The organism is Flavobacterium haoranii, from assembly GCF_009363055.1.
GTDB classification, from domain to species: Bacteria; Bacteroidota; Bacteroidia; order Flavobacteriales; family Flavobacteriaceae; genus Flavobacterium; species Flavobacterium haoranii.
Genome location: NZ_CP045292.1, coordinates 914,710 through 935,028 on the forward strand (window position 1 = coordinate 914,710; position 20,319 = coordinate 935,028).

General features: G+C 31.4%; 17 protein-coding genes. 11 read left to right on the plus strand and 6 right to left on the minus strand.

Features of this window, described 5'->3' with window-relative positions; translation table 11 throughout:
* Positions 1-41: 41 nt before the first annotated feature.
* Positions 42-2,174 (minus strand): S9 family peptidase, encoded by a 2,133-nt coding sequence (locus tag GCU34_RS04485; RefSeq protein ID WP_072784144.1) that lies wholly within the window; start codon positions 2,172-2,174, stop codon positions 42-44.
* Between the two features lie 63 nt (positions 2,175-2,237).
* On the opposite strand from GCU34_RS04485, the gene GCU34_RS04490 reads away from it, so the two are divergent.
* Positions 2,238-2,561 carry a YbaB/EbfC family nucleoid-associated protein gene (locus GCU34_RS04490; protein ID WP_072783705.1) on the plus strand — a complete coding sequence of 108 codons (324 nt, stop codon included), beginning with the start codon at positions 2,238-2,240 and terminating at the stop codon, positions 2,559-2,561.
* 29 nt (positions 2,562-2,590) lie between these two features.
* Here GCU34_RS04490 and GCU34_RS04495 read toward each other — a convergent pair whose 3' ends face one another.
* Positions 2,591-3,610 (minus strand): threonine aldolase family protein, encoded by a 1,020-nt coding sequence (locus GCU34_RS04495; protein WP_072783703.1) that lies wholly within the window; start codon positions 3,608-3,610, stop codon positions 2,591-2,593.
* A 152-nt stretch (positions 3,611-3,762) separates the two neighbouring features.
* Here GCU34_RS04495 and prfB point away from each other — a divergent pair.
* The 6 genes from prfB to GCU34_RS04525 all read left to right on the plus strand — a co-directional run bounded on the left by prfB (position 3,763) and on the right by GCU34_RS04525 (position 12,046).
* Positions 3,763-4,861, plus strand: a protein-coding gene (gene prfB, locus GCU34_RS04500) for a peptide chain release factor 2 (RefSeq protein ID WP_143146210.1) whose coding sequence is annotated in 2 segments (ribosomal slippage) — positions 3,763-3,825 and positions 3,827-4,861 — 1,098 coding nt in all. Because the reading frame shifts where the segments join, the coding sequence is not laid out codon by codon here.
* A 102-nt stretch (positions 4,862-4,963) separates the two neighbouring features.
* Complete coding sequence (locus GCU34_RS04505; protein WP_072783699.1) at positions 4,964-6,607, plus strand: acyl-CoA carboxylase subunit beta; 1,644 nt, start codon at positions 4,964-4,966, stop codon at positions 6,605-6,607.
* 111 nt (positions 6,608-6,718) lie between these two features.
* On the plus strand, positions 6,719-8,380 hold the full coding sequence (locus tag GCU34_RS04510) for an RluA family pseudouridine synthase (RefSeq protein ID WP_072783697.1): 1,662 nt from the start codon (positions 6,719-6,721) through the stop codon (positions 8,378-8,380).
* Between the two features lie 91 nt (positions 8,381-8,471).
* The gene (locus tag GCU34_RS04515) at positions 8,472-9,731 is read left to right on the plus strand and encodes a hypothetical protein (RefSeq protein WP_072783696.1); all 1,260 of its coding nucleotides are present in this window, start codon (positions 8,472-8,474) and stop codon (positions 9,729-9,731) included.
* Between the two features lie 196 nt (positions 9,732-9,927).
* Entirely contained in the window at positions 9,928-11,556 is a 1,629-nt protein-coding gene (locus GCU34_RS04520; protein ID WP_072783695.1) for a M1 family metallopeptidase, read from the plus strand.
* 67 nt (positions 11,557-11,623) lie between these two features.
* On the plus strand, positions 11,624-12,046 hold the full coding sequence (locus GCU34_RS04525; RefSeq protein WP_072783694.1) for a DoxX family protein: 423 nt from the start codon (positions 11,624-11,626) through the stop codon (positions 12,044-12,046).
* A gap of 30 nt (positions 12,047-12,076) precedes the next feature.
* Here GCU34_RS04525 and GCU34_RS04530 read toward each other — a convergent pair whose 3' ends face one another.
* Complete coding sequence (locus GCU34_RS04530) at positions 12,077-13,246, minus strand: proline dehydrogenase family protein (protein WP_072783693.1); 1,170 nt, start codon at positions 13,244-13,246, stop codon at positions 12,077-12,079.
* Between the two features lie 94 nt (positions 13,247-13,340).
* On the opposite strand from GCU34_RS04530, the gene aroB reads away from it, so the two are divergent.
* The 4 genes from aroB to GCU34_RS04550 all read left to right on the plus strand — a co-directional run bounded on the left by aroB (position 13,341) and on the right by GCU34_RS04550 (position 17,513).
* Positions 13,341-14,408: a 3-dehydroquinate synthase gene (gene aroB, locus GCU34_RS04535; RefSeq protein ID WP_072783692.1), complete on the plus strand. Its 1,068-nt coding sequence runs from the start codon at positions 13,341-13,343 to the stop codon at positions 14,406-14,408.
* 286 nt (positions 14,409-14,694) lie between these two features.
* The gene (locus tag GCU34_RS04540; RefSeq protein WP_072783690.1) at positions 14,695-16,095 is read left to right on the plus strand and encodes a type III PLP-dependent enzyme domain-containing protein; all 1,401 of its coding nucleotides are present in this window, start codon (positions 14,695-14,697) and stop codon (positions 16,093-16,095) included.
* 50 nt (positions 16,096-16,145) lie between these two features.
* Complete coding sequence (locus tag GCU34_RS04545) at positions 16,146-17,117, plus strand: deoxyhypusine synthase family protein (protein WP_072783688.1); 972 nt, start codon at positions 16,146-16,148, stop codon at positions 17,115-17,117.
* A gap of 87 nt (positions 17,118-17,204) precedes the next feature.
* Entirely contained in the window at positions 17,205-17,513 is a 309-nt protein-coding gene (locus GCU34_RS04550; protein WP_072783687.1) for a hypothetical protein, read from the plus strand.
* Between the two features lie 64 nt (positions 17,514-17,577).
* On the opposite strand, the gene GCU34_RS04555 is transcribed toward GCU34_RS04550, so the two are convergent.
* From GCU34_RS04555 to GCU34_RS04565, 3 genes are all read right to left on the minus strand, one after another.
* On the minus strand, positions 17,578-18,522 hold the full coding sequence (locus GCU34_RS04555) for a phosphoribosylaminoimidazolesuccinocarboxamide synthase (protein ID WP_072783685.1): 945 nt from the start codon (positions 18,520-18,522) through the stop codon (positions 17,578-17,580).
* 110 nt (positions 18,523-18,632) lie between these two features.
* The gene (locus GCU34_RS04560) at positions 18,633-19,154 is read right to left on the minus strand and encodes a hypothetical protein (protein ID WP_072783683.1); all 522 of its coding nucleotides are present in this window, start codon (positions 19,152-19,154) and stop codon (positions 18,633-18,635) included.
* A gap of 91 nt (positions 19,155-19,245) precedes the next feature.
* Positions 19,246-20,199 (minus strand): PhoH family protein, encoded by a 954-nt coding sequence (locus GCU34_RS04565; protein ID WP_072783682.1) that lies wholly within the window; start codon positions 20,197-20,199, stop codon positions 19,246-19,248.
* Positions 20,200-20,319: the final 120 nt, after the last annotated feature.

Consider the following 20,319-nt stretch of genomic DNA (forward strand, 5'->3'; position numbering starts at 1 on the left):
TTGAACACCAAAACCTTGCAAATTTAACAAAAAAAGTTAAACTATTCCTTAATTTTTTCTAAATCTAATAAAAAGGCAAATTCTTTTGCAACTTCCTTTAAAGCTTCAAATCTACCTGATGCTCCACCGTGTCCTGCATCCATGTTAGTATCAAGGAATAACAGATTATTATCGGTTTTTAAATCTCTTAATTTTGCCACCCATTTTGCTGGTTCCCAATATTGAACTTGCGAATCGTGAAGTCCTGTTGAAACATACATATTGGGATAATTTTGTGATTTTACATTATCATAAGGCGAATAAGAAAGCATATAATCATAATATTCTTTCTCATTAGGATTGCCCCATTCATCATATTCTCCAGTTGTGAGCGGTATAGAATCATCTAACATAGTTGTTACAACGTCTACAAAAGGAACTTGAGCTATTACACCATGATATAATTCAGGATTCATATTTACAACAGCTCCCATTAATAAACCTCCAGCGGAACCACCTTCTGCATATAAATGATCTTTTGATGTGTAACCTTCTTTTATTAAAAACTTCGAACAGTCAATAAAATCGGTAAAAGTGTTAATCTTTTTCAAAAGCTTTCCGTCTTCATACCATTGGCGTCCAAGATCTTCTCCTCCTCTAATATGTGCAATAGCAAAAATAAATCCTCTATCTAGTAAACTTAAACGAGTTGTAGAAAACCATGGATCCATAGAAGAACCGTAAGAACCATAAGCATATTGCAACAATGGATTACTACCATCCAACTTAATTCCTTTTCTATAAACCATAGAAATAGGAACTTTAGTTCCATCTTGAGCTGTTGCCCAAACTCGTTTTTCTTCGTAATTATCTTTATTAAATTTTCCGCCTAAAACTTCTTGTTCTTTTAAAACAGTTTTAGATTTTGTTTTCATATTAAAATCGATAACCGAAGATGGTGTTTTTAATGATTGATAACTGAATCGAAGTATATCGGTATCAAAATCAGGATTTGTAGTCGTATATGCAGTGTATGTTTCACTTTCAAAAGGTAAATAATAAGCTTCTCCTCCATCCCAAGGACGAATTTGAATTTTATTTAATCCATTTGTACGCTCTTCAACAACTAAATAGTCTTTAAAAATATCGATTCCTTCCAACAAAACATCTTCTCTATGCGGAATCAAATCAGTCCAATTATCCGATGTAGTTTTACTTTCCGGAGTTTTCATCAATTTAAAATTCGTTGCTTTGTCCTTATTGGTAACAACATAAAAACTATCACCATAATGAGAAATGGAATATTCTAGTCCTCTTTTTCTTTTAGAAAAAATTCTAAATTCATTCTTTGGTTGATTAGCTTCTAGAATTTGATATTCTGAAGTTAGTGTACTTGTAGAACCAATTACTAAATATTTTTTTGATTTTTCTTTATAAACAAAAGTATAGAAAGTATCGTCTTTTTCATGAAAAACTAAAGCATCATTTTTAACTTCAGTAGTTAATTCATGTCTGTAAATTTTATCAGAGCGAAGTGTTTGCGGATCTTTTTTTGTATAAAAAAATGTCTTATTATCGCTTGCCCAAGCAGTTCCTCCTGTTGTGTTTTCTATTTTTTCTGGAAGAATTTCACCAGTTTCTAAATTTTTAACTTGTATAGTATATTGACGACGAGAAACTGTATCAACACCAAAGGTTACCCATTTATTATCTTCACTTACCGAAATTCCGTTCAAATTGAAATAAGAATGATCTTTTGCCATTTCATTACAATCAAACATAATTTCTTCTTTTGCTTCTAAACTTCCTTTTTTCCTAGAATAAATAGGATAATCTTTCCCTTTTTCATATCGAGTTATATAATAATAACCATTGTAAAAATAAGGAACCGATTCGTCATCTTCTTTAATTCTTGACTTCATTTCTTCAAACAAATCTTTTTGAAGTTTTTCAGTATGAGCGGTCATTTTTTTATAATAGTCATTCTCAGCATTTAAATAGGCTATAACTTCTGGATTTTCTCTATCATTAAGCCAATAATAATCATCATTTCTAACATGTCCATGTTTTTCTAATGTATGAGGTATCTTTTTTGCTACTGGCGGTTGAATGTTTTCTTTCATATTCTTTTCTTTATCTTTACAAGATGTCGCAAAAATAAGAGAAATAGCTATAAGTGTGGTCGTTTTTTTCATGAAGTTATTCATTAATTATAAGCTAATTTAGTAATTTTACTTAACAAATTTAAAATTTAACATATGTTTGGAGACTTAATGGGTATGATGGGAAAAATCAAAGAAACCCAAGAAAAAGTTGAAGCTACTAAGAAACGATTAAATACTGTTTTAATTGACGAAAAAAGTAGTGATGGTTTATTAGAGGTAACGTTAACTGCAAACCGTAAAATTAAAAACATTTCAATTTCTGATGATTTATTACAAGACAAAGAAATGCTCGAAGATTATCTTGTAAACACTTTAAACAAAGCTATTGAGCGCGCAACAAATGTTAATGAAACAGAATTAGCAGCCGTTGCAAAAGAAGGCATGCCTAATATTCCAGGAATGGATTTATTCAAATAAAAAAGAGGTTTAAAAACCTCTTTTTTTATTTACATTTTTTCTAAAACTTCTAAAACATAATCATGCATTACTTGTCGGTAATCCATATGTGTTACTATTCTTAGTTTACCTTGTCCCATAGAACTAATTAAAATTCCTTTTTGTTTTAATTTTTCTATAAAAGACTTATCATCAATTGTGGGTTGTATTTTAAAAATTACAATATTTGTTTGAATTGGTTCAACTTCTTTAACCCAATCTTTTCTAATTAACACAGAACCTAATTCTTTTGCTTTTTGGTGGTCTTTTTCTAAACGCTGTATATTATTTTGCATCGCATACAAACCTGCAGCAGCTAAATACCCAGCTTGACGCATATTACCACCAAACAATTTACGAATTCGCAATGCTTTTTTAATTTCCTCAGCGCTACCAACCAAAACAGAACCTACTGGAGCGCCTAAACCTTTAGACAAACAAACAGAAATGGTATCAAACAATTCTCCAAATTGTTTTGGTTGCTGATTTTTAGCTACCATAGCATTCCATAAACGGGCACCATCTAAATGATATTTTAATCCATGTTGATTGCAAACTTCTTTAATAGCTCTTAATTCTTCAATTTCATAACAAGCTCCGCCTCCTTTATTCGTTGTATTTTCAAGGCTAACTAATCTAGTAATTGGTGCATGATAAAACTCTGGATCATTTATAAATTCAGATACTTGATTGGCAGTAATTTTCCCTCTATTACCATCTACTAAATGACAAGAAACTCCACTATTTGCTGCTACTCCTCCACCTTCATATAAAAAAATATGCGACCATTTATCACAAATAACTTCATCTCCTGGTTTTGTATGTAAACGAATCGCTGTTTGATTTGCCATTGTTCCACTTGGAAAAAACAAAGCTGCTTCTTTACCAAACAACTCTGCAGTATAACGTTCTAATTCATTTACAGTTGGGTCCTGTTTAAATACATCATCACCAACTTTTGCCTGAAACATTACTTCCAACATTTCTTGTGTTGGTTTAGTAACTGTATCACTTATCAAATTTATTTCCATATGTAAAATAGATGTCTTACTTTTGAGTTTTAATTTTTGAAGCTATTTCCCGCTATCCGTTTCAATCTTTTTGTCAGTTCGAGCGAAGTCGAGAACAAAAAGGATTTACACTACTATCAGGGCTAGTTTATTAAAACAAAACTACAACAATTATGGTAAATACAGAACAAGTAAAGGACATTATTGATCGCCTTGGTGCGTTAAGGAGGTATCTTTGACATCGATAAGAAATTAATCGAAATCACAAACGAAGAAGAAAAGACTTTAGCTCCTGGCTTTTGGGACAAACCAAAAGAAGCTGAAAAATTAGTTCGAGAAATCCGTTCAAAAAAGAAATGGGTTGAAGATTACACTAAAGGAGTTGATATGGCTGACGAACTTCAAATTATGTTAGATTTCCTTAAAGAAGGAGAAATTTCAGAAGAAGAAGTCGACGAGTTGTATTACAAAACAATTGCTCATATTGAAGATATTGAATTCCGTAATATGCTTTCTGACGAGGCCGATAGCATGAGTGCTGTTTTGCAAATTACTGCTGGTGCCGGTGGAACCGAAAGCTGTGATTGGGCTTCTATGTTAATGCGTATGTATTTAATGTGGGGAGAAAAGCATGGATACAAAATCAAAGAATTAAACTTTCAAGAAGGTGATGTTGCTGGTGTTAAAACGGTGACTTTAGAATTTGAAGGCGATTTTGCTTTTGGTTACTTAAAAGGAGAAAACGGAGTGCATCGTTTGGTGCGTATCTCACCTTTTGACAGTAATGCAAAGCGTCATACTTCTTTCGTATCAGTTTATGTTTATCCTTTGGTTGACGATACAATCGAAATTGTGGTAAATCCTTCAGATTTTGAGATTACAACAGCTCGTTCAAGTGGTGCTGGAGGACAAAATGTAAATAAGGTGGAAACTAAAGTACAATTGGTTCACAAACCAACAGGAATACAAATTCAATGTTCGGAAACGCGTTCACAACACGACAACCGAGAAAGAGCAATGCAAATGTTAAAGTCGCAATTGTATGAAATTGAGATGAAAAAACGTTTGGAACAACGCGCCGATATCGAAGCTGGAAAAATGAAAATTGAATGGGGTTCGCAAATTCGTAATTATGTCATGCATCCTTATAAATTGGTTAAAGACGTTCGTTCGGGTTATGAAAGTAGCGATGTTGATGCCGTAATGAATGGTGAAATTGACGAATTCTTAAAAGCCTACTTGATGATGATGGGACAAAAAGAGGAAGAATAAAAATTGAACTATAAAAACCGTATTTTGAATACGGTTTTTTTATTTGCTTTTATCTATATCCATTTCGTATTTTAGCACTCCAATAAAAACAAACAATACAACATGGACTTAAATTTCAATAAAAACGAAGATCACAATAAATTATTAGTTTCTGATTTACGTAGCCGATTTGCCAAAGTAAAATTAGGTGGCGGACAAAAACGTATCGATAAATTACATGCTGAAGGAAAAATGACGGCGCGTGAACGTATCGACTATTTATTAGATGATAAAAAAAGTAGTCTAGAAATTGGAGCCTTTGTTGGTGAAGGAATGTATGAAGAACATGGTGGTTGTCCATCTGGTGGTGTTGTGGTTAAAATGGGTTACATTCAAGGAAAGCAATGTATTGTTGTGGCAAATGATGCAACAGTGAAAGCGGGTGCTTGGTTTCCAATTACTGGAAAGAAAAACCTTAGAGCTCAAGAAATTGCCATTGAAAATAGATTGCCAATCATATACTTAGTCGATTCTGCAGGTGTGTATTTACCAATGCAAGACGAAATTTTCCCAGATAAAGAGCATTTTGGTCGAATTTTCCGTAACAACGCAATTATGAGCAGTATGGGAATTACTCAAATTGCTGCCGTTATGGGAAGTTGTGTTGCTGGTGGAGCTTATTTACCTATTATGAGCGATGAAGCTTTAATTGTAGATAAAACTGGAAGTATTTTCCTCGCAGGAAGTTATTTAGTAAAGGCTGCCATTGGTGAAAGTATTGATAACGAAACACTTGGTGGTGCAACTACACATTGTGAGATTTCTGGTGTAACTGACTATAAAGCAAAAGACGATAAAGACGCTTTAGACAGAATCAAATCGGTTGTAGGAAAGATAGGTGATTATGAAAAGGCAGGTTTTAATCGTGTTAAATCAGAAAAACCTGCATTAGAACCAAAAGACATTTACGGAATTTTACCAAAATCGCGTGCTGATCAATACGATATGATGGAAATCATCAAACGTTTAGTTGATAATTCTGAATTTGATGAATACAAAGCAGGTTATGGACAAACCATCATTACAGGTTATGCGCGTATTGATGGTTGGGCTGTGGGAATTGTTGCGAACCAACGTAAAATTGTAAAAACTGCTGGTGCTAAAACTAAACCCAGCGAAATGCAATTTGGTGGTGTCATCTATTCTGATTCTGCTGATAAAGCAACGCGTTTTATTGCAAATTGCAACCAAAAGAAAATTCCTTTAGTGTTTTTACAAGATGTAACGGGTTTCATGGTTGGAAGTAAGTCAGAACATGGCGGAATAATTAAAGACGGTGCTAAAATGGTGAACGCAGTTTCTAATTCAGTGGTACCTAAATTCACGGTTGTTGTTGGAAACTCATATGGAGCCGGAAATTATGCCATGTGTGGAAAAGCATACGATCCTAGATTAATATTCGCTTGGCCAAGTGCCGAATTAGCCGTGATGGGTGGCGCTCAAGCTGCAAAAGTATTGTTGCAAATTGAAGCGGCTTCGTTAAAGAAATCAGGAGAAGAATTAACACCAGAAAAAGAAGCTGAATTATTCAATAAAATTAAAGCCAAATACGACGCGCAAGTTTCACCTTATTATGCCGCTGCTCGTTTATGGACCGATGCTATTATCGATCCGCTAGATACGCGCACATGGATTTCTATGGGAATTGAAGCCGCTAACCACGCTCCTATTGAAAAACCATTTAATTTGGGAGTAATTCAAGTGTAACTTTTTATAACGAAATATAATATTGTCATTCCGAATGAAATGAGGAATCTCATAAAGATTCTTTTCTGTTTTTGGAATGACAATTTCATTTTTGTACTATACATTTGCTAAATGTTATCAAAATTCCAACATTTCAAAACCAATATTTCAGGTATTTCATTACCTGAAAAATTCACCTTTCCTTTTTACTACGAACCGCATCCATTAAGTGAGATTGCTTCAAAAGAATTACAAGAATATTTAGAAACACAAACCGATTTTGAACATAATTTTGGTTTACAAGAAAATCAGAAAGGCTTTGTAATTGGAAAAATGTTTGGGGTATTAGTTTGCCAGGACGAAAATGAAAATTTAGGCTATTTATGGGGCGTTTCTGGAAAATTAGCCGATATTAATCTTCACGATAAATTTGTTCCACCTGTTTTTGATATGTTAACCCAAGACAGTTTTTTCAAACAGGAAGAAGCTATTTTGAATCAATACAACCGAAAAATTGAAAAACTAGAGCAAAGCGAAGAGTTGGCAACTGCCAAAAAAATACTGAAACAAACTGAACTAGAAGCTCAATTCGATTTACAAAGACAAAAACAACGCATCAAAGATTTAAAAATAGAACGCGACGAAAAACGTGCTTCCTTTGATAATTTGTCACCAACAGCAATTGAGCAATTAGAATTTGAACTTTCGGAAGAAAGCAAAAAGGAAAGCATTTTGCTCAAAAAAATGACTAAATATTGGAATCTTACAGTTGAAAGTCGAAAATTAAAAGTCGAAAGTCTTCAAGCCGAAATTGAAAAATTGAAAGAAGAACGCAAACAAAAATCAAGTGAGTTACAACAACGCTTATTTGCTGAATATGCTTTTTTAAATCAGGAAAAAAAATTAAAAAGTGTTGGCGAAATCTTCGATAACAATCCGCCAGCGGGTGCCGGTGAGTGTGCTGCGCCTAAATTATTACATTACGCTTTCAAACATAATTTAAAACCAATCGCTTTAGCTGAATTTTGGTGGGGACAATCGCCAAAATCGGAAGTGCGAAAACACAAACAATTTTATCCGGCTTGTAGAAGTAAATGCGAACCTATTTTGGCACACATGCTACACGGAATTGAAATGGATGAAAATCCGCTTTTAGAAAATCCAGCTGAAGGAAAAGAAATCGAAATTGTATTTGAAGATGATTATTTAGCCGCAATCCATAAACCCGCAGAATTTCTTTCGGTTCCAGGAAAAAACATTCAGGATTCGGTTTACGAACGCGTCAAAAAACGTTATCCTAATGCAACGGGACCTTTAATCGTGCATCGATTGGATATGTCAACATCTGGTTTGTTGTTAATTGCAAAATCAGAAGAAGTTTATAAAAAACTACAATCTCAATTCATTAAACGAACAGTTAAAAAGCGTTATGTGGCGCTGCTTGATGGCATTGTAAAACAACCTGAAGGTAGTATCAATTTACCTTTGCGAGTCGATTTAGATAATCGTCCGAATCAATTGGTTTGTTACGAATATGGAAAACCTGCCGAAACGCATTTTAAAGTCATTGAAATTAAAAATAAAAAAACACGCATTCACTTCTTTCCTATTACGGGACGAACGCATCAATTACGCGTTCATGCTTCGCATAGTTTAGGTTTAAATTGTCCAATTGTTGGCGATGATTTATATGGCATAAAAGCAAATAGATTACATCTTCATGCAGAAGAAATTACTTTTACCCATCCTGTTTCAAAAGAAATAATGACTATCTTTAAAGAAGCTGAGTTTTAACTTTTTATTTGAAAGTTTCATAGGTTTTAATTTGTTATTTTTGTTTTATTACATTTCGTTTAGTTGAAAATATCTCATAATATTTATAAAAATGACAAAAATATTTTATTTACTATTTTTTGTTTTCTCATTTAGCAGTTGTTCTTCTCAAAAAGAGAATGTAAATGAAAATTGGGGTGGAGGAGTTAATTGGCCTTACCCAAATGCTAGTCATAACTTAAAGGGACCTATTAAAAGAATAATACAGTATAAAGTAATTAATAGAACAGGAAGGCCTGAAGAGCGAAGGTATAGAAAGTTTTTTTTATGGGGTGAATATGATAATCAGTATTTATTAGCAGGAATTCAATTGCGATATGATAGAAAGGGGATGGTACCAGGAAAATTAAATACTTATTCAAATGACACAATATCGAATAATATTGAATATGATTCTTTGGTGCCAAAATTTTTAAAAAGTATAGACACTACGGTTTCTCCATTTCCAGATAATTGGCTTAGAGATACTATTGATATACAAGAAAAATATAATTATAAGCCTAAATACAGTTACAAACATTTTTTTGGAGGTGATTTGTATAAGTTAGAATTGAATCAATATCAAATTTATGAATGGGAGGAATTTGATCGTACCGATTTTGATGAGTATGTGAATTGGTACATAATAGATGATAAGGGAAGAATAAAAGAACATAGGAATTATATGTGTGATTCTATATATAGGCGAAAATGGAAAAAATTTCCTTTGCAACAAGAAAAAACTAAATATAAAGATTTAAAAGATGAAGATTGGAAAGAAACAACTTTTTATAAATATGATAATAAAGATCGTATCATAGAATTAACCTATGCCATGGCTGAGCAAAGTTTAAGATACCAATCTTTCGATTATGTGATTTTGGGTATTTCTAGAGAGCCTAAGGTTAATTTTAAGTACAACGATAATAATAGAGTAACTGAAGAAATAGTAAGTTGTATAGACCCAGAAGATGAAACTAAAAGAATTGCAGTACAAACAAAGAAGTTTACCTATCACCCTACCAAAGGGTATTTAGAAAAGCAAGAAATTTTTATAGATAATAGATTTAAAGACGAATTGTATCGACGTTTTTTAAACGATACAACAATAATAACTTACAACGAGCACGAAGATATAACGAGTAAAAAATATAAACACCCTCTATTAGGACCTCCAGAAGAGAGAAGTTTAGTTAATGGTAATAATGATAAATATTATAAGTATGAGTATGACAAGTATGGTAACTGGACAAAATGCAATATGTACTTAACTACTGATATAGAAACACCAACAATAATCGCAACAAGAATTTTTGAATATTATAAAGATTAATTGTAACGTATCTTTACAATTGACAACTAATATTTGAATTCATTTTTCGTCAGTTTGAGTGATTTTCAGAATGAAAATTGTATCGAAAACAAGAAAATTAATTCTCGATACATTTTTTGTAAACAAAAAACACTCGACACAAGTAAAGCGACTGAACGAAGTTAATTGACGAATTAAATAATTTATTTTTAATAATATGAAAAAACTAATCTACATATCAATATTACTACTTGTTTTCCAACAAATTTCTGCTCAAAACTTCACGCGAAGAGATTCTTTACACGGCGGTCTTCGATATGAGAGAGTTTGTTACGATGTTCTACGATACGATTTAAACATTACAATAAATCCAACGGAAAGGAGTATTGTGGGTTATAACGATATAACCTTCAAAATTGAAGAGGCTACTCAAAAAATACAAGTTGACTTATTCGAAAACATGAAAGTCGATTCTATTAAATGGAATGATAAAAGTTTAAAATATACTAGAGAGTTTGATGCTGTTTTTATTGATTTTGATCATTTATTACCTTTAAATTCAACTGAAAAAATTCGTTTTTATTACTCAGGAAATCCATTAGTAGCAAAATATGCTCCGTGGGATGGTGGATTTGTATTTTCAAAAGATAAAAATAATAAAGATTTTATTGCAGTTGCTGTACAAGGAACAGGTGCTAGTTTATGGTACCCTGTAAAAGATTCACAAACCGATGAACCTAACAATGGTGCTTCTATAAAAGTTGCAGTTCCAAATGGATTAATAAATGTTTCTAACGGTAGATTTAAGGGTTCTCAAGATTTAGGAAATGGTTATACACGATGGGATTGGGAAGTTAAAAATCCAATTAATAATTATGATATCACTGTAAATATAGCTGATTATGTTCATTTTCATGATACTTTTAATGGACTCGATTTAGATTACTATGTTTTACGTGAAAATGAAGAAACAGCTAAAAAACATTTTGATGAAGATGTTAAAACAATGTTTCAATGTTTTAATTCAAAGTTTGGAAAATATCCATTTTGGGAAGATGGCTATAAATTAGTAGAGACACCATATTTAGGCATGGAACATCAAAGTGCAGTTGCTTACGGAAATAAATACAGAAAAGGTTATTTAGGTAACGACTTATCAGGAAGTGGTATAGGCATGGGGTTTGATTACATTATTATTCATGAAACGGGTCACGAATGGTTTGGAAATAGTATTACAAGTAAAGACATTGCTGATATGTGGATTCATGAAGGTTTTACAACTTATTCGGAAACTGTTTTTGTAGAATGTACAAAAGGTTATGAAGCGGCTTTAAAATATGTTAATGGTCAAGCAAGAAGAGTTAGTAACGACAAACCTATTATTGGTCATTTTGGAGTAAATAATGAAGGAAGTGGCGATATGTATTACAAAGGTTCATTAATGCTAAACACACTTCGTCATGTTATTAACGACGATGAAAAATGGTGGGAATTAATATTAAAATACTCTGAAACTTTTAAAAAGAAAATTATTGATACCCCAACAGTAATTCAGTTTTTTAATAAAGAATCGGGAATGGATTTAACACCAATTTTCAAACAATATTTAGAAACAACTACTATCCCTACATTGGCATATAAAACTGAAAAAGATAATTTTTACTATTATTGGAAAGATGTAAATCCTGATTTTAATATGCCAATCGATATTGAATATGGCAATAAAATAGTGAGATTATATCCTACAACTAAAGAGCAAAAGATTAAATTAAAAAGACTAAAAAAATCGGATAGTTATCAAATAAACGACAATAAGTTCTTTATCAATATTGTTAAAATAGATTAAAAAAGGTAAAAATTTAGTTTAATTGTTTAATTTTTAGTAACTTAGAATAAATTTTAAACCATTTATTATGGCTACTATTAAACAGTTAAATAAATGGGCAAATGCAAACACTACGCTATCTTTAGACATTTTGCGTATTGCTTTTGGTGTATTTTTATTTATTAAAGGTATTTCATTTTTTACCGAACGTAAATATTTACATCAAATTTTCGATTCTTTAGGTGGTTTTGCTAGTGAGATGCTTTTAATACACTATGTAGCATTTGCTCATATGGTAGGTGGAGTTATGATTGTTATTGGACTCTTAACTCGTTGGTCGGTTTGGGCGCAATTACCCATTATTATTTGTGCGTTTCTAATTAATTTTATTGGAGATTTTAATGCAAACAACACATTTCAATCAGGTATTGCACTTATTTTATGTGTGTTCTTTATTTTCTTCGGTAGCGGAAAACACTCAGCAGATTATTATCTTAAAATGGAACAATAAGAAAATCCCATCAAATGATGGGATTTTCTTTTATTCTAATTTTCTTCTTTCTCTTTCTTTCTTAATAAGCGTTAGCTCTCTACTTGTTTGTCCAGCAACTGAAGTATTCTCTTCGGCTCTACGAATCAAATAGGGCATAACATCTCTAACTGGTCCAAAAGGTAAATATTTGGCTACATTGTATCCATTAGCTGCTAAATTGTAGCTAATATTATCGCTCATTCCATATAATTGACCAAAAAAGACTCTAATGTCATTCTTAGCAATTCCTTTTTCATGCATCAATTGCATTAATTGGTACGAACTATTTTCATTGTGTGTTCCAGCAAAAACTGCCATCATATCAATATTATCTAGCATGTAACTTACAGCAGCATCATAATTTTCATCTGTTGCTTGTTTAGAAGCGCAAATTGGAGTTGGATAACCTTTTTCTTCAGCTCTTTTATTTTCTTTTTCCATATAAGCACCACGAACTAATTTCATTCCAATATGAAAACCTTCAACTTTTGCTTCAGCATGTAATTTTTTTAAATAATCTAAACGATCCCAACGATACATTTGCAATGTATTAAAAATAACTGCTTTTTCTTTATTGAATTTCTTCATCATTTTAGCAACCAAATCATCCGCAGCATCTTGCATCCAACTTTCTTCTCCATCAATTAATAAAGCAACATCTTTATCATGAGCAATTTGACAAACTTTTTCAAAACGAGCCACTACTCTATTCCATTCTTCTTGTTCAGAAGCTGTCAATGTTTTTCCTTCGCCTAATTTTTCATACAAAGCAAAACGACCAAAACCAGTTGGCTTAAACACTGCAAATGGAATTGCAAGGCGTTCTTTAGCAAAATCTATCGTTCTAATTGTCATTTCTAAAGCAGCATCAAATTGCGCTTCTTCTTCTTTTCCTTCAACAGAATAATCTAGAACCGATGAAACACCTTTTGTAAACATCCTATCAACTACTGATAAACAATCTACTTCGTTTACACCACCACAAAAATGATCGAAAACAGTTGAACGAATTAAACCTTCTACAGGTAAATGTGCTTTTAAAGCGAAATTTGTAACGGCAGTACCAATTTTTACAAGCGGTTCACTTTCAATAAGTTTAAATAAAAAATAAGCTCTTTCAAGCTCTGTGTCACTTTTTAATGAAAAAGCAACGGCTGTGTTGTTAAATATTTTTTCCATGTGAGGATTATCAAAAAACTAGTGCAAATATACTTCAGAACTAGCAATTTTTAAATAAAATTTACCTTATTTTGCATAAAATTCATAGAAAGCCATGCAAACTATTCAAGCAATTAATTACAGTATCCATTTTAACGAATCTTGTTATAATTATTTGAACGAAATACTACAACCAAATGTATATTCTAAACTATTTATTTTAGTTGATGAAAATACATCAAGTTATTGTTTGCCAAATTTTATTGCTCAAATTGCAACAGAAGTTGAAATTGAAATTATTGAACTTGAAGCTGGTGAAGAATTTAAAAATATTGAAACTTGTGTTCAAGTATGGCAAAGTCTAATAGAACTTGGTGGCGATAGAAAAAGTATCATCATAAATCTTGGCGGCGGCGTAGTAACCGATTTAGGTGGATTTGTTGCTTGTACTTTTAAAAGAGGAATTGATTTTGTTAATGTACCTACAACATTACTTTCTATGGTCGATGCTTCTGTAGGTGGAAAAAACGGTGTTGACTTAGGTCATTTAAAAAACCAAATAGGTGTGATTAAAGAACCAAAAGCTGTTTTAATTGATACACAATTTTTAGAAACTTTACCCCAAAGTGAAATGCTGTCTGGTTTAGCTGAAATGATGAAACACGGATTGATTAGCGATAAGTCATATTGGGATAAATTCAAAAACCTAAACAACTTAAAATCAGAAGATTTAGATGGTTTAATTTACGAATCGGTTTTAATTAAAAATAAAATTGTTTCAGAAGATTTAACTGAAAACGGTATTCGAAAAGCTTTAAATTTTGGTCACACTCTTGGTCATGCAATCGAAAGTTACTGTTTAGAAAACACTTCAAAGCAAAACCTACTTCATGGTCATGCTGTAGCAATAGGTATGATTTTAGAGAGTTATATTTCTAAAGAAAAAGGGCTCATTACAAACGATGAATATCAAGAAATTAAATATTTCATCAACGAATATTTCGAAAAAGTCAATTTTGATGAAAACGACATCAATGAAATTATAGATTTAATGATTTTTGACAAGAAAAATGAGTTTGGCAAAGTTCAATTTGCACTTTTAAAAGGAATTGGAAACATACAAATCAACGAAACTTCTAGTAACGAATTGATATTCAAAGCATTTGAAGACTATAATTTATAATAATATTTTTTAGAAGTATTATATTATTTTATAATTTTGCTTCTAGATGAAAGAACAACTTATTGTAATCGATGAAAGCATACCTCCATCTGCTATTGGGAATAGCATTTTGGAGTCAAGTTCTATTAATTTAAAAATTGAGTTCATCGATTTATTTATGCTTTTTAAAGCTTTTCACGAAAAACTTCTAATCATTTTTGCTAATATTAGAGTTTGAAAATAAGACTTTTATAATGTTTACTTGACTAATAAAACTTATTTCAAACAAAAAAATATCAATATCTAAATGAAAACAAGCTATTCAGATCTAATAAACCAAACTTTTTATTTTCCACAAGAAGAATTTACGCTTAATAAAGATAATTTACAATTTCATGGTATCGACTTAATGAAATTAGTGGAAGAGTATGGAACACCATTAAAATTTACTTATTTACCTAAGATTTCTAAAAATATTCGTCAAGCGAAATTGTGGTTTAGAAATTCAATGGAAAAATTAGACTACGATGCTAATTACTATTATTGTTATTGTACTAAAAGTTCACATTTTAAATTTGTATTAGACGAAGCTTTAAAAAATAATATTCATATTGAAACTTCTTCTGCTTTTGACATCAACATTGTAGAAAGCTTAATTGAAGAAGGAAAAATCAATAAAAATACATTTGTTGTTTGTAACGGATTTAAACGCGATGCTTATATAGAAAACATTGCTCGTTTAATTAATAACGGACACAAAAACACTATTCCAGTAATTGACAACTACGAAGAGTTAGATTTACTTCAAGAAAAAATCAAGAGTAAAATCAAAATCGGAATTCGTATTGCAGCTGAAGAAGAGCCAAAATTTGAGTTCTATACTTCTCGATTAGGAATTGGATACAAAAACATTGTTCCTTTTTACAGAAAACAAATTCAAGAGAACAAGAAAGTGGAATTAAAAATGCTTCACTTCTTTATTAATACTGGAATTCGTGATACTGCCTACTATTGGAACGAATTATTAAAGTGTATGAAAGTGTATATTGCTTTGAAAAAAGAATGTCCTACACTTGATAGTTTAAATATTGGTGGTGGTTTCCCTATCAAAAATTCATTAGCTTTTGATTATGATTATCAATACATGATAGAAGAAATCTTAAATCAAATCAAAATTGCATGCGATGAAGCTGAAGTTGATGTGCCCAACATTTTTACTGAATTTGGTTCATTTACAGTTGGAGAATCTGGTGGGGCTATCTACGAAGTTTTATATCAAAAACAACAAAACGACCGTGAAAACTGGAATATGATTGATTCTTCTTTCATTACAACTCTTCCAGATACTTGGGCAATAAACAAACGCTTTGTAATGATGGCAGTTAACCGATGGAATGATACTTACGAAAGAGTTTTATTAGGTGGTTTAACTTGTGATTCTGATGATTATTACAATTCAGAACAACACATGAACGCGGTTTATTTACCTAAATATAATAAAGAAAAACCTTTATATATCGGTTTCTTTAACACAGGTGCTTACCAAGAAACAATTGGAGGTTTTGGAGGTTTACATCACTGTTTAATTCCACAACCAAAACACATTTTAATTGATCGCGACAAAAACGGTATTATTGCTACAGAAGTATTTTCTGAACAACAAAATGCTGATGATGTATTAAATATTTTAGGATATAATAAAAAATAATGAGTCATTTTGGCAATATGCCAATGAGTCAATTTTAAAAACAAAAGAAAATGAAAGGACCAATTAGTCAATTTGTAGAAAAACATTATTTACATTTCAATGCTGCTGCTTTAGTTGATGCTGCTAAAGGATATGAAGAGCATTTATTAGACAACGGTAAAATGATGGTAACTTTAGCTGGTGCAATGTCAACTGCTGAATTAGGAAAATCATTAGCTGAAATGATTCGCCAAGATAAAATTCATATCATTTCTTGTACAGGCGCGAACTTAGAAGAAGATATTATGAATTTAGTGGCACACAATTCATACAAAAGAGTTCCTAACTATAGAGATTTATCGCCACAAGAAGAATGGGATTTATTAGAAAACCATTACAATCGTGTAACCGATACTTGTATTCCAGAAGAAGAAGCTTTCCGTCGTTTACAATCTCATTTATTTGATATTTGGAACAAAGCTGATAAATCAGGTGAAAGATATTTTCCTCATGAATTTATGTACCAAATGATTAATTCTGGTGTTTTAGAACAATACTATGAAATTGATCCTAAAGATTCTTGGATGGTTGCTGCAGCTGAAAAAAACTTACCAATTGTAGTTCCTGGTTGGGAAGATAGTACAATGGGTAATATTTTTGCTTCATACTGTATTAAACAAGAATTCAAAGCTACTACTATGAAAAGTGGTATCGAATACATGATGTGGTTAGCAGATTGGTATAGAGATAATTGTGAAGGAAAAGGAATTGGTTTCTTCCAAATTGGTGGTGGTATCGCTGGAGATTTCCCTATTTGTGTGGTTCCAATGTTGTACCAAGATATGGAAATGCATGATGTTCCTTTCTGGGCTTATTTCTGTCAAATTTCTGATTCAACAACAAGTTATGGTTCTTATTCAGGAGCAGTTCCTAATGAAAAAATTACTTGGGGAAAACTAGATATTACAACACCTAAATTTATTGTAGAATCAGATGCAACAATTGTTGCTCCGTTGATTTTTGCTTACATTTTAGGTTGGTAATTTTTTTTGAAAAAAAAATTAAAAAGTGTTTGATTATATCGTTTTGGATATTACATTTGAAAAAAAAACAATACTAAAATAAACCCAATGAAAAGAGTAATTGTTGATTATGCTAAATTAACAAATGAAATCTTAACACTACTAGTTGAGAAGTTTCCTGACGGATATGACGAAACAGATATCATCCGTTTTAAAAACGCTAAAAATGAAACAATTGAAGCTGTAGAAGTTCGTACAGAAGATACTATTTACTTAGTAAAAGTTAGTACAAAACTTGCAGATAGAATTGAAAACTATGATGAAGATGATATCGATGAAACATCGGCAGACGACGATTCATTGGATGCATTAAAAGATTTAGAAATAGCTGATGAATCTCCTGAGGAAGATGAATAAAGCTTTAAAATAAAAAAAGTCCCGCAAATTGCGGGACTTTTTTTATTTTATTCTAATCGTTAAATTATTTAAGATACGTCATAACATTATCAAAAATTCTTTTTTCAATATTATGTATATCTGCTTTAACAAACTTTTCTCCAATAATATTTTCATAAAGTTCAATATATCTTTCCGAAACAGATGCTATATATTCTTCACTCATTTCTGGAATTTGTTGGCCTTCTTTTCCTTGAAAACCATTAGCAATTAACCATTGACGAACAAATTCTTTTGATAATTGTTTTTGAGCTTCTCCTCTATCTTGTCTTTCTTGGTAACCATCAGCATAAAAATAACGAGAAGAATCAGGAGTATGAATTTCATCAATTAATACAATTTTTCCATCTTTAGTTTTTCCAAATTCATATTTTGTATCTACTAAAATTAATCCTCTAGAAGCTGCAATTTCTGAACCTCTTTGAAATAAAGCTCTGGTATATTGTTCTAAAACAGCATAATCTTCTGGAGATACAATTCCATTTTCAAGAATAGCTTCTTTTGAAATATCTTCGTCATGAACTCCAAAATCAGCTTTAGTAGTAGGAGTTATTATTGGTTCCGGAAATTTATCATTTTCTTTTAAACCTTCAGGTAAATCTACTCCACATAAAATTCTTTTACCAGCATTATATTCACGTGCAGCATGTCCTGAAAGGTAACCTCTAATTACCATTTCTACTTTAAATGGTGTACATAAATGTCCTATTGCTACATTTGGATCTGGAGTAGCTATTAACCAGTTAGGAACAATGTCATCTGTTAATTGCATAAATTTTGTTGCAATTTGATTTAACATTTGCCCTTTAAATGGAATTCCTTTTGGCATTACAACATCAAAAGCTGATAATCTATCAGTAGCGATCATAACTAATATTTCATCATTAATATTGTATACTTCACGCACTTTACCTTTGTAAACTGATTTTTGACCGGGAAAGTTAAAATTGGTCGATGTAATTGTGTTCATTAATTGTCGTGTTGTTGATGTGCAAATGTAATTCGTTTACAAATGCTAAGCAATATTAAAAATAAAAAAGGAGAAATTACTTTCTCCTTTTTTATATGCATTTATAAATTTTATTTAAATCTAATATTATAGGTTACACCTACACCAACACTTTGTAGATTAAGATCATTCTCTGTGAAAGTATTTTGGTAATAACCATAAATATTCCAATCTCTATTATGGTAACCAATTTGAGGATTTACATATAATCCGCCTTCATTATTGTCAACATTTGTTAAGAAACCATAACCTAAATCAGAGCCAAAGAACAATCCACTTGGTGTGAAATAATATCTTACAAATCCTGCTAAAGGAATCATTCCAAAATCATCTACACCATCTTTTCCAAAATAATGATTATATCCTGATGCAACTCCTACTCCCCAATTTGGAGTAAATAGATGTTGAGCACGAACATCAGCTCCAACATTAAAACTTGCAAAATCACTTGCATCTCCTACAGGAACTCCTGCTGTTAATCCAGCCTTTAGCCATGAATTATCTGGAGTAATTTCTACATTTACTTCTTCTTGTGCGTTAACTGTGTTAAAACCAATAACACTAATACCTAAAATTAAAAATAACTTTTTCATAAGATTCTTTTTATTTGTTTACATGACAAAGTTCTTAAAGAATCATAAGAATAGTTTTATAAAATTTATTATAAGTTTTACAGAATTTAAATTAATCGTGATTTTCTATACTCTTGTAAGCATCAATAATTTTCTTAACTAATTTATGACGAACAATATCTTTATCATCAAGGTAAATTATACCAACACCCTCAACATCTTTTAATATTAAAATAGCTTCTTTTAGCCCTGAAATAGTTCTTCTTGGCAAATCTACCTGTCCAGGGTCACCAGTAATCATAAATTTTGCATTTCTACCCATGCGCGTCAAAAACATTTTCATTTGACTGTGGGTTGTGTTTTGCGCTTCATCTAGAATTACAAAGGCATTATCTAGAGTTCGTCCTCTCATAAATGCTAATGGCGCAATTTGAATTATTCCTTTTAAAATATAATCTTCTAATTTTTCAGGAGGAATCATATCACGAAGTGCATCATATAAGGGTTGCATATAAGGATCTAATTTTTCCTTCATATCACCCGGTAGAAAACCTAAATTTTCACCAGCCTCTACTGCTGGCCTAGTTAATATAATTCTTTTAACTTGTTTCTCCTTTAAAGCTTTTACGGCCATTGCAACACCAGTATAAGTTTTACCAGTACCTGCAGGACCAATGGCAAAAACCATGTCGTTTTTAATTACTGTATCAACTAATTTTTGTTGATTCAGCGTCATTGCTTTAATAAGTTTACCTCCTACACCATGCACTAAAATTTTATCTCTATCGTGCATGTGTTCTGTTGCATTTTGAGCATCGCTTTCAAGAACTCTCAAAATTACATTTTCATCGATACTATTATATCTCGAAAAATGAAACATTAAACGTCGGAATTTTGTTTCAAATTCATCCAGAATTTCTTCTTCTCCATAAGCTTTTAAAGTCGCTCCTCTAGCCACTATTTTTAGTTTTGGATAATACTTTTTAATTTCTTCTAAATGAACATCTTGGGCTCCCCAAAAATCTTTAGGAGTAATGTCTGTTAATTCTATAATTCTCTCGTTCAAACGCAGTAGTTTTTAAATTAATAGAAAGAAAATTCAACCTTCAGTATTCTTATGCTTTGAGCATGAATTAAAATTATGTAGGTTTGTATTCAAATTTAGCAAAAACAAGCTTTCGATTTA

Excerpts from the sequence above, each read along its gene's own strand:
- GCU34_RS04530 (WP_072783693.1), bottom strand. The coding sequence starts at position 13,246 with ATGGAAAAAATATTTAACAACACAGCCGTTGCTTTTTCATTAAAAAGT.
- GCU34_RS04510 (WP_072783697.1), top strand. The coding sequence starts at position 6,719 with ATGTTATCAAAATTCCAACATTTCAAAACCAATATTTCAGGTATTTCA.
- GCU34_RS04560 (WP_072783683.1), bottom strand. The coding sequence starts at position 19,154 with ATGAAAAAGTTATTTTTAATTTTAGGTATTAGTGTTATTGGTTTTAAC.
- GCU34_RS04540 (WP_072783690.1), top strand. The coding sequence starts at position 14,695 with ATGAAAACAAGCTATTCAGATCTAATAAACCAAACTTTTTATTTTCCA.
- GCU34_RS04505 (WP_072783699.1), top strand. The coding sequence starts at position 4,964 with ATGGACTTAAATTTCAATAAAAACGAAGATCACAATAAATTATTAGTT.
- GCU34_RS04545 (WP_072783688.1), top strand. The coding sequence starts at position 16,146 with ATGAAAGGACCAATTAGTCAATTTGTAGAAAAACATTATTTACATTTC.
- GCU34_RS04520 (WP_072783695.1), top strand. The coding sequence starts at position 9,928 with ATGAAAAAACTAATCTACATATCAATATTACTACTTGTTTTCCAACAA.
- GCU34_RS04490 (WP_072783705.1), top strand. The coding sequence starts at position 2,238 with ATGTTTGGAGACTTAATGGGTATGATGGGAAAAATCAAAGAAACCCAA.
- GCU34_RS04525 (WP_072783694.1), top strand. The coding sequence starts at position 11,624 with ATGGCTACTATTAAACAGTTAAATAAATGGGCAAATGCAAACACTACG.
- GCU34_RS04555 (WP_072783685.1), bottom strand. The coding sequence starts at position 18,522 with ATGAACACAATTACATCGACCAATTTTAACTTTCCCGGTCAAAAATCA.
- GCU34_RS04515 (WP_072783696.1), top strand. The coding sequence starts at position 8,472 with ATGACAAAAATATTTTATTTACTATTTTTTGTTTTCTCATTTAGCAGT.
- GCU34_RS04550 (WP_072783687.1), top strand. The coding sequence starts at position 17,205 with ATGAAAAGAGTAATTGTTGATTATGCTAAATTAACAAATGAAATCTTA.
- aroB (WP_072783692.1), top strand. The coding sequence starts at position 13,341 with ATGCAAACTATTCAAGCAATTAATTACAGTATCCATTTTAACGAATCT.
- GCU34_RS04485 (WP_072784144.1), bottom strand. The coding sequence starts at position 2,174 with ATGAAAAAAACGACCACACTTATAGCTATTTCTCTTATTTTTGCGACA.
- GCU34_RS04495 (WP_072783703.1), bottom strand. The coding sequence starts at position 3,610 with ATGGAAATAAATTTGATAAGTGATACAGTTACTAAACCAACACAAGAA.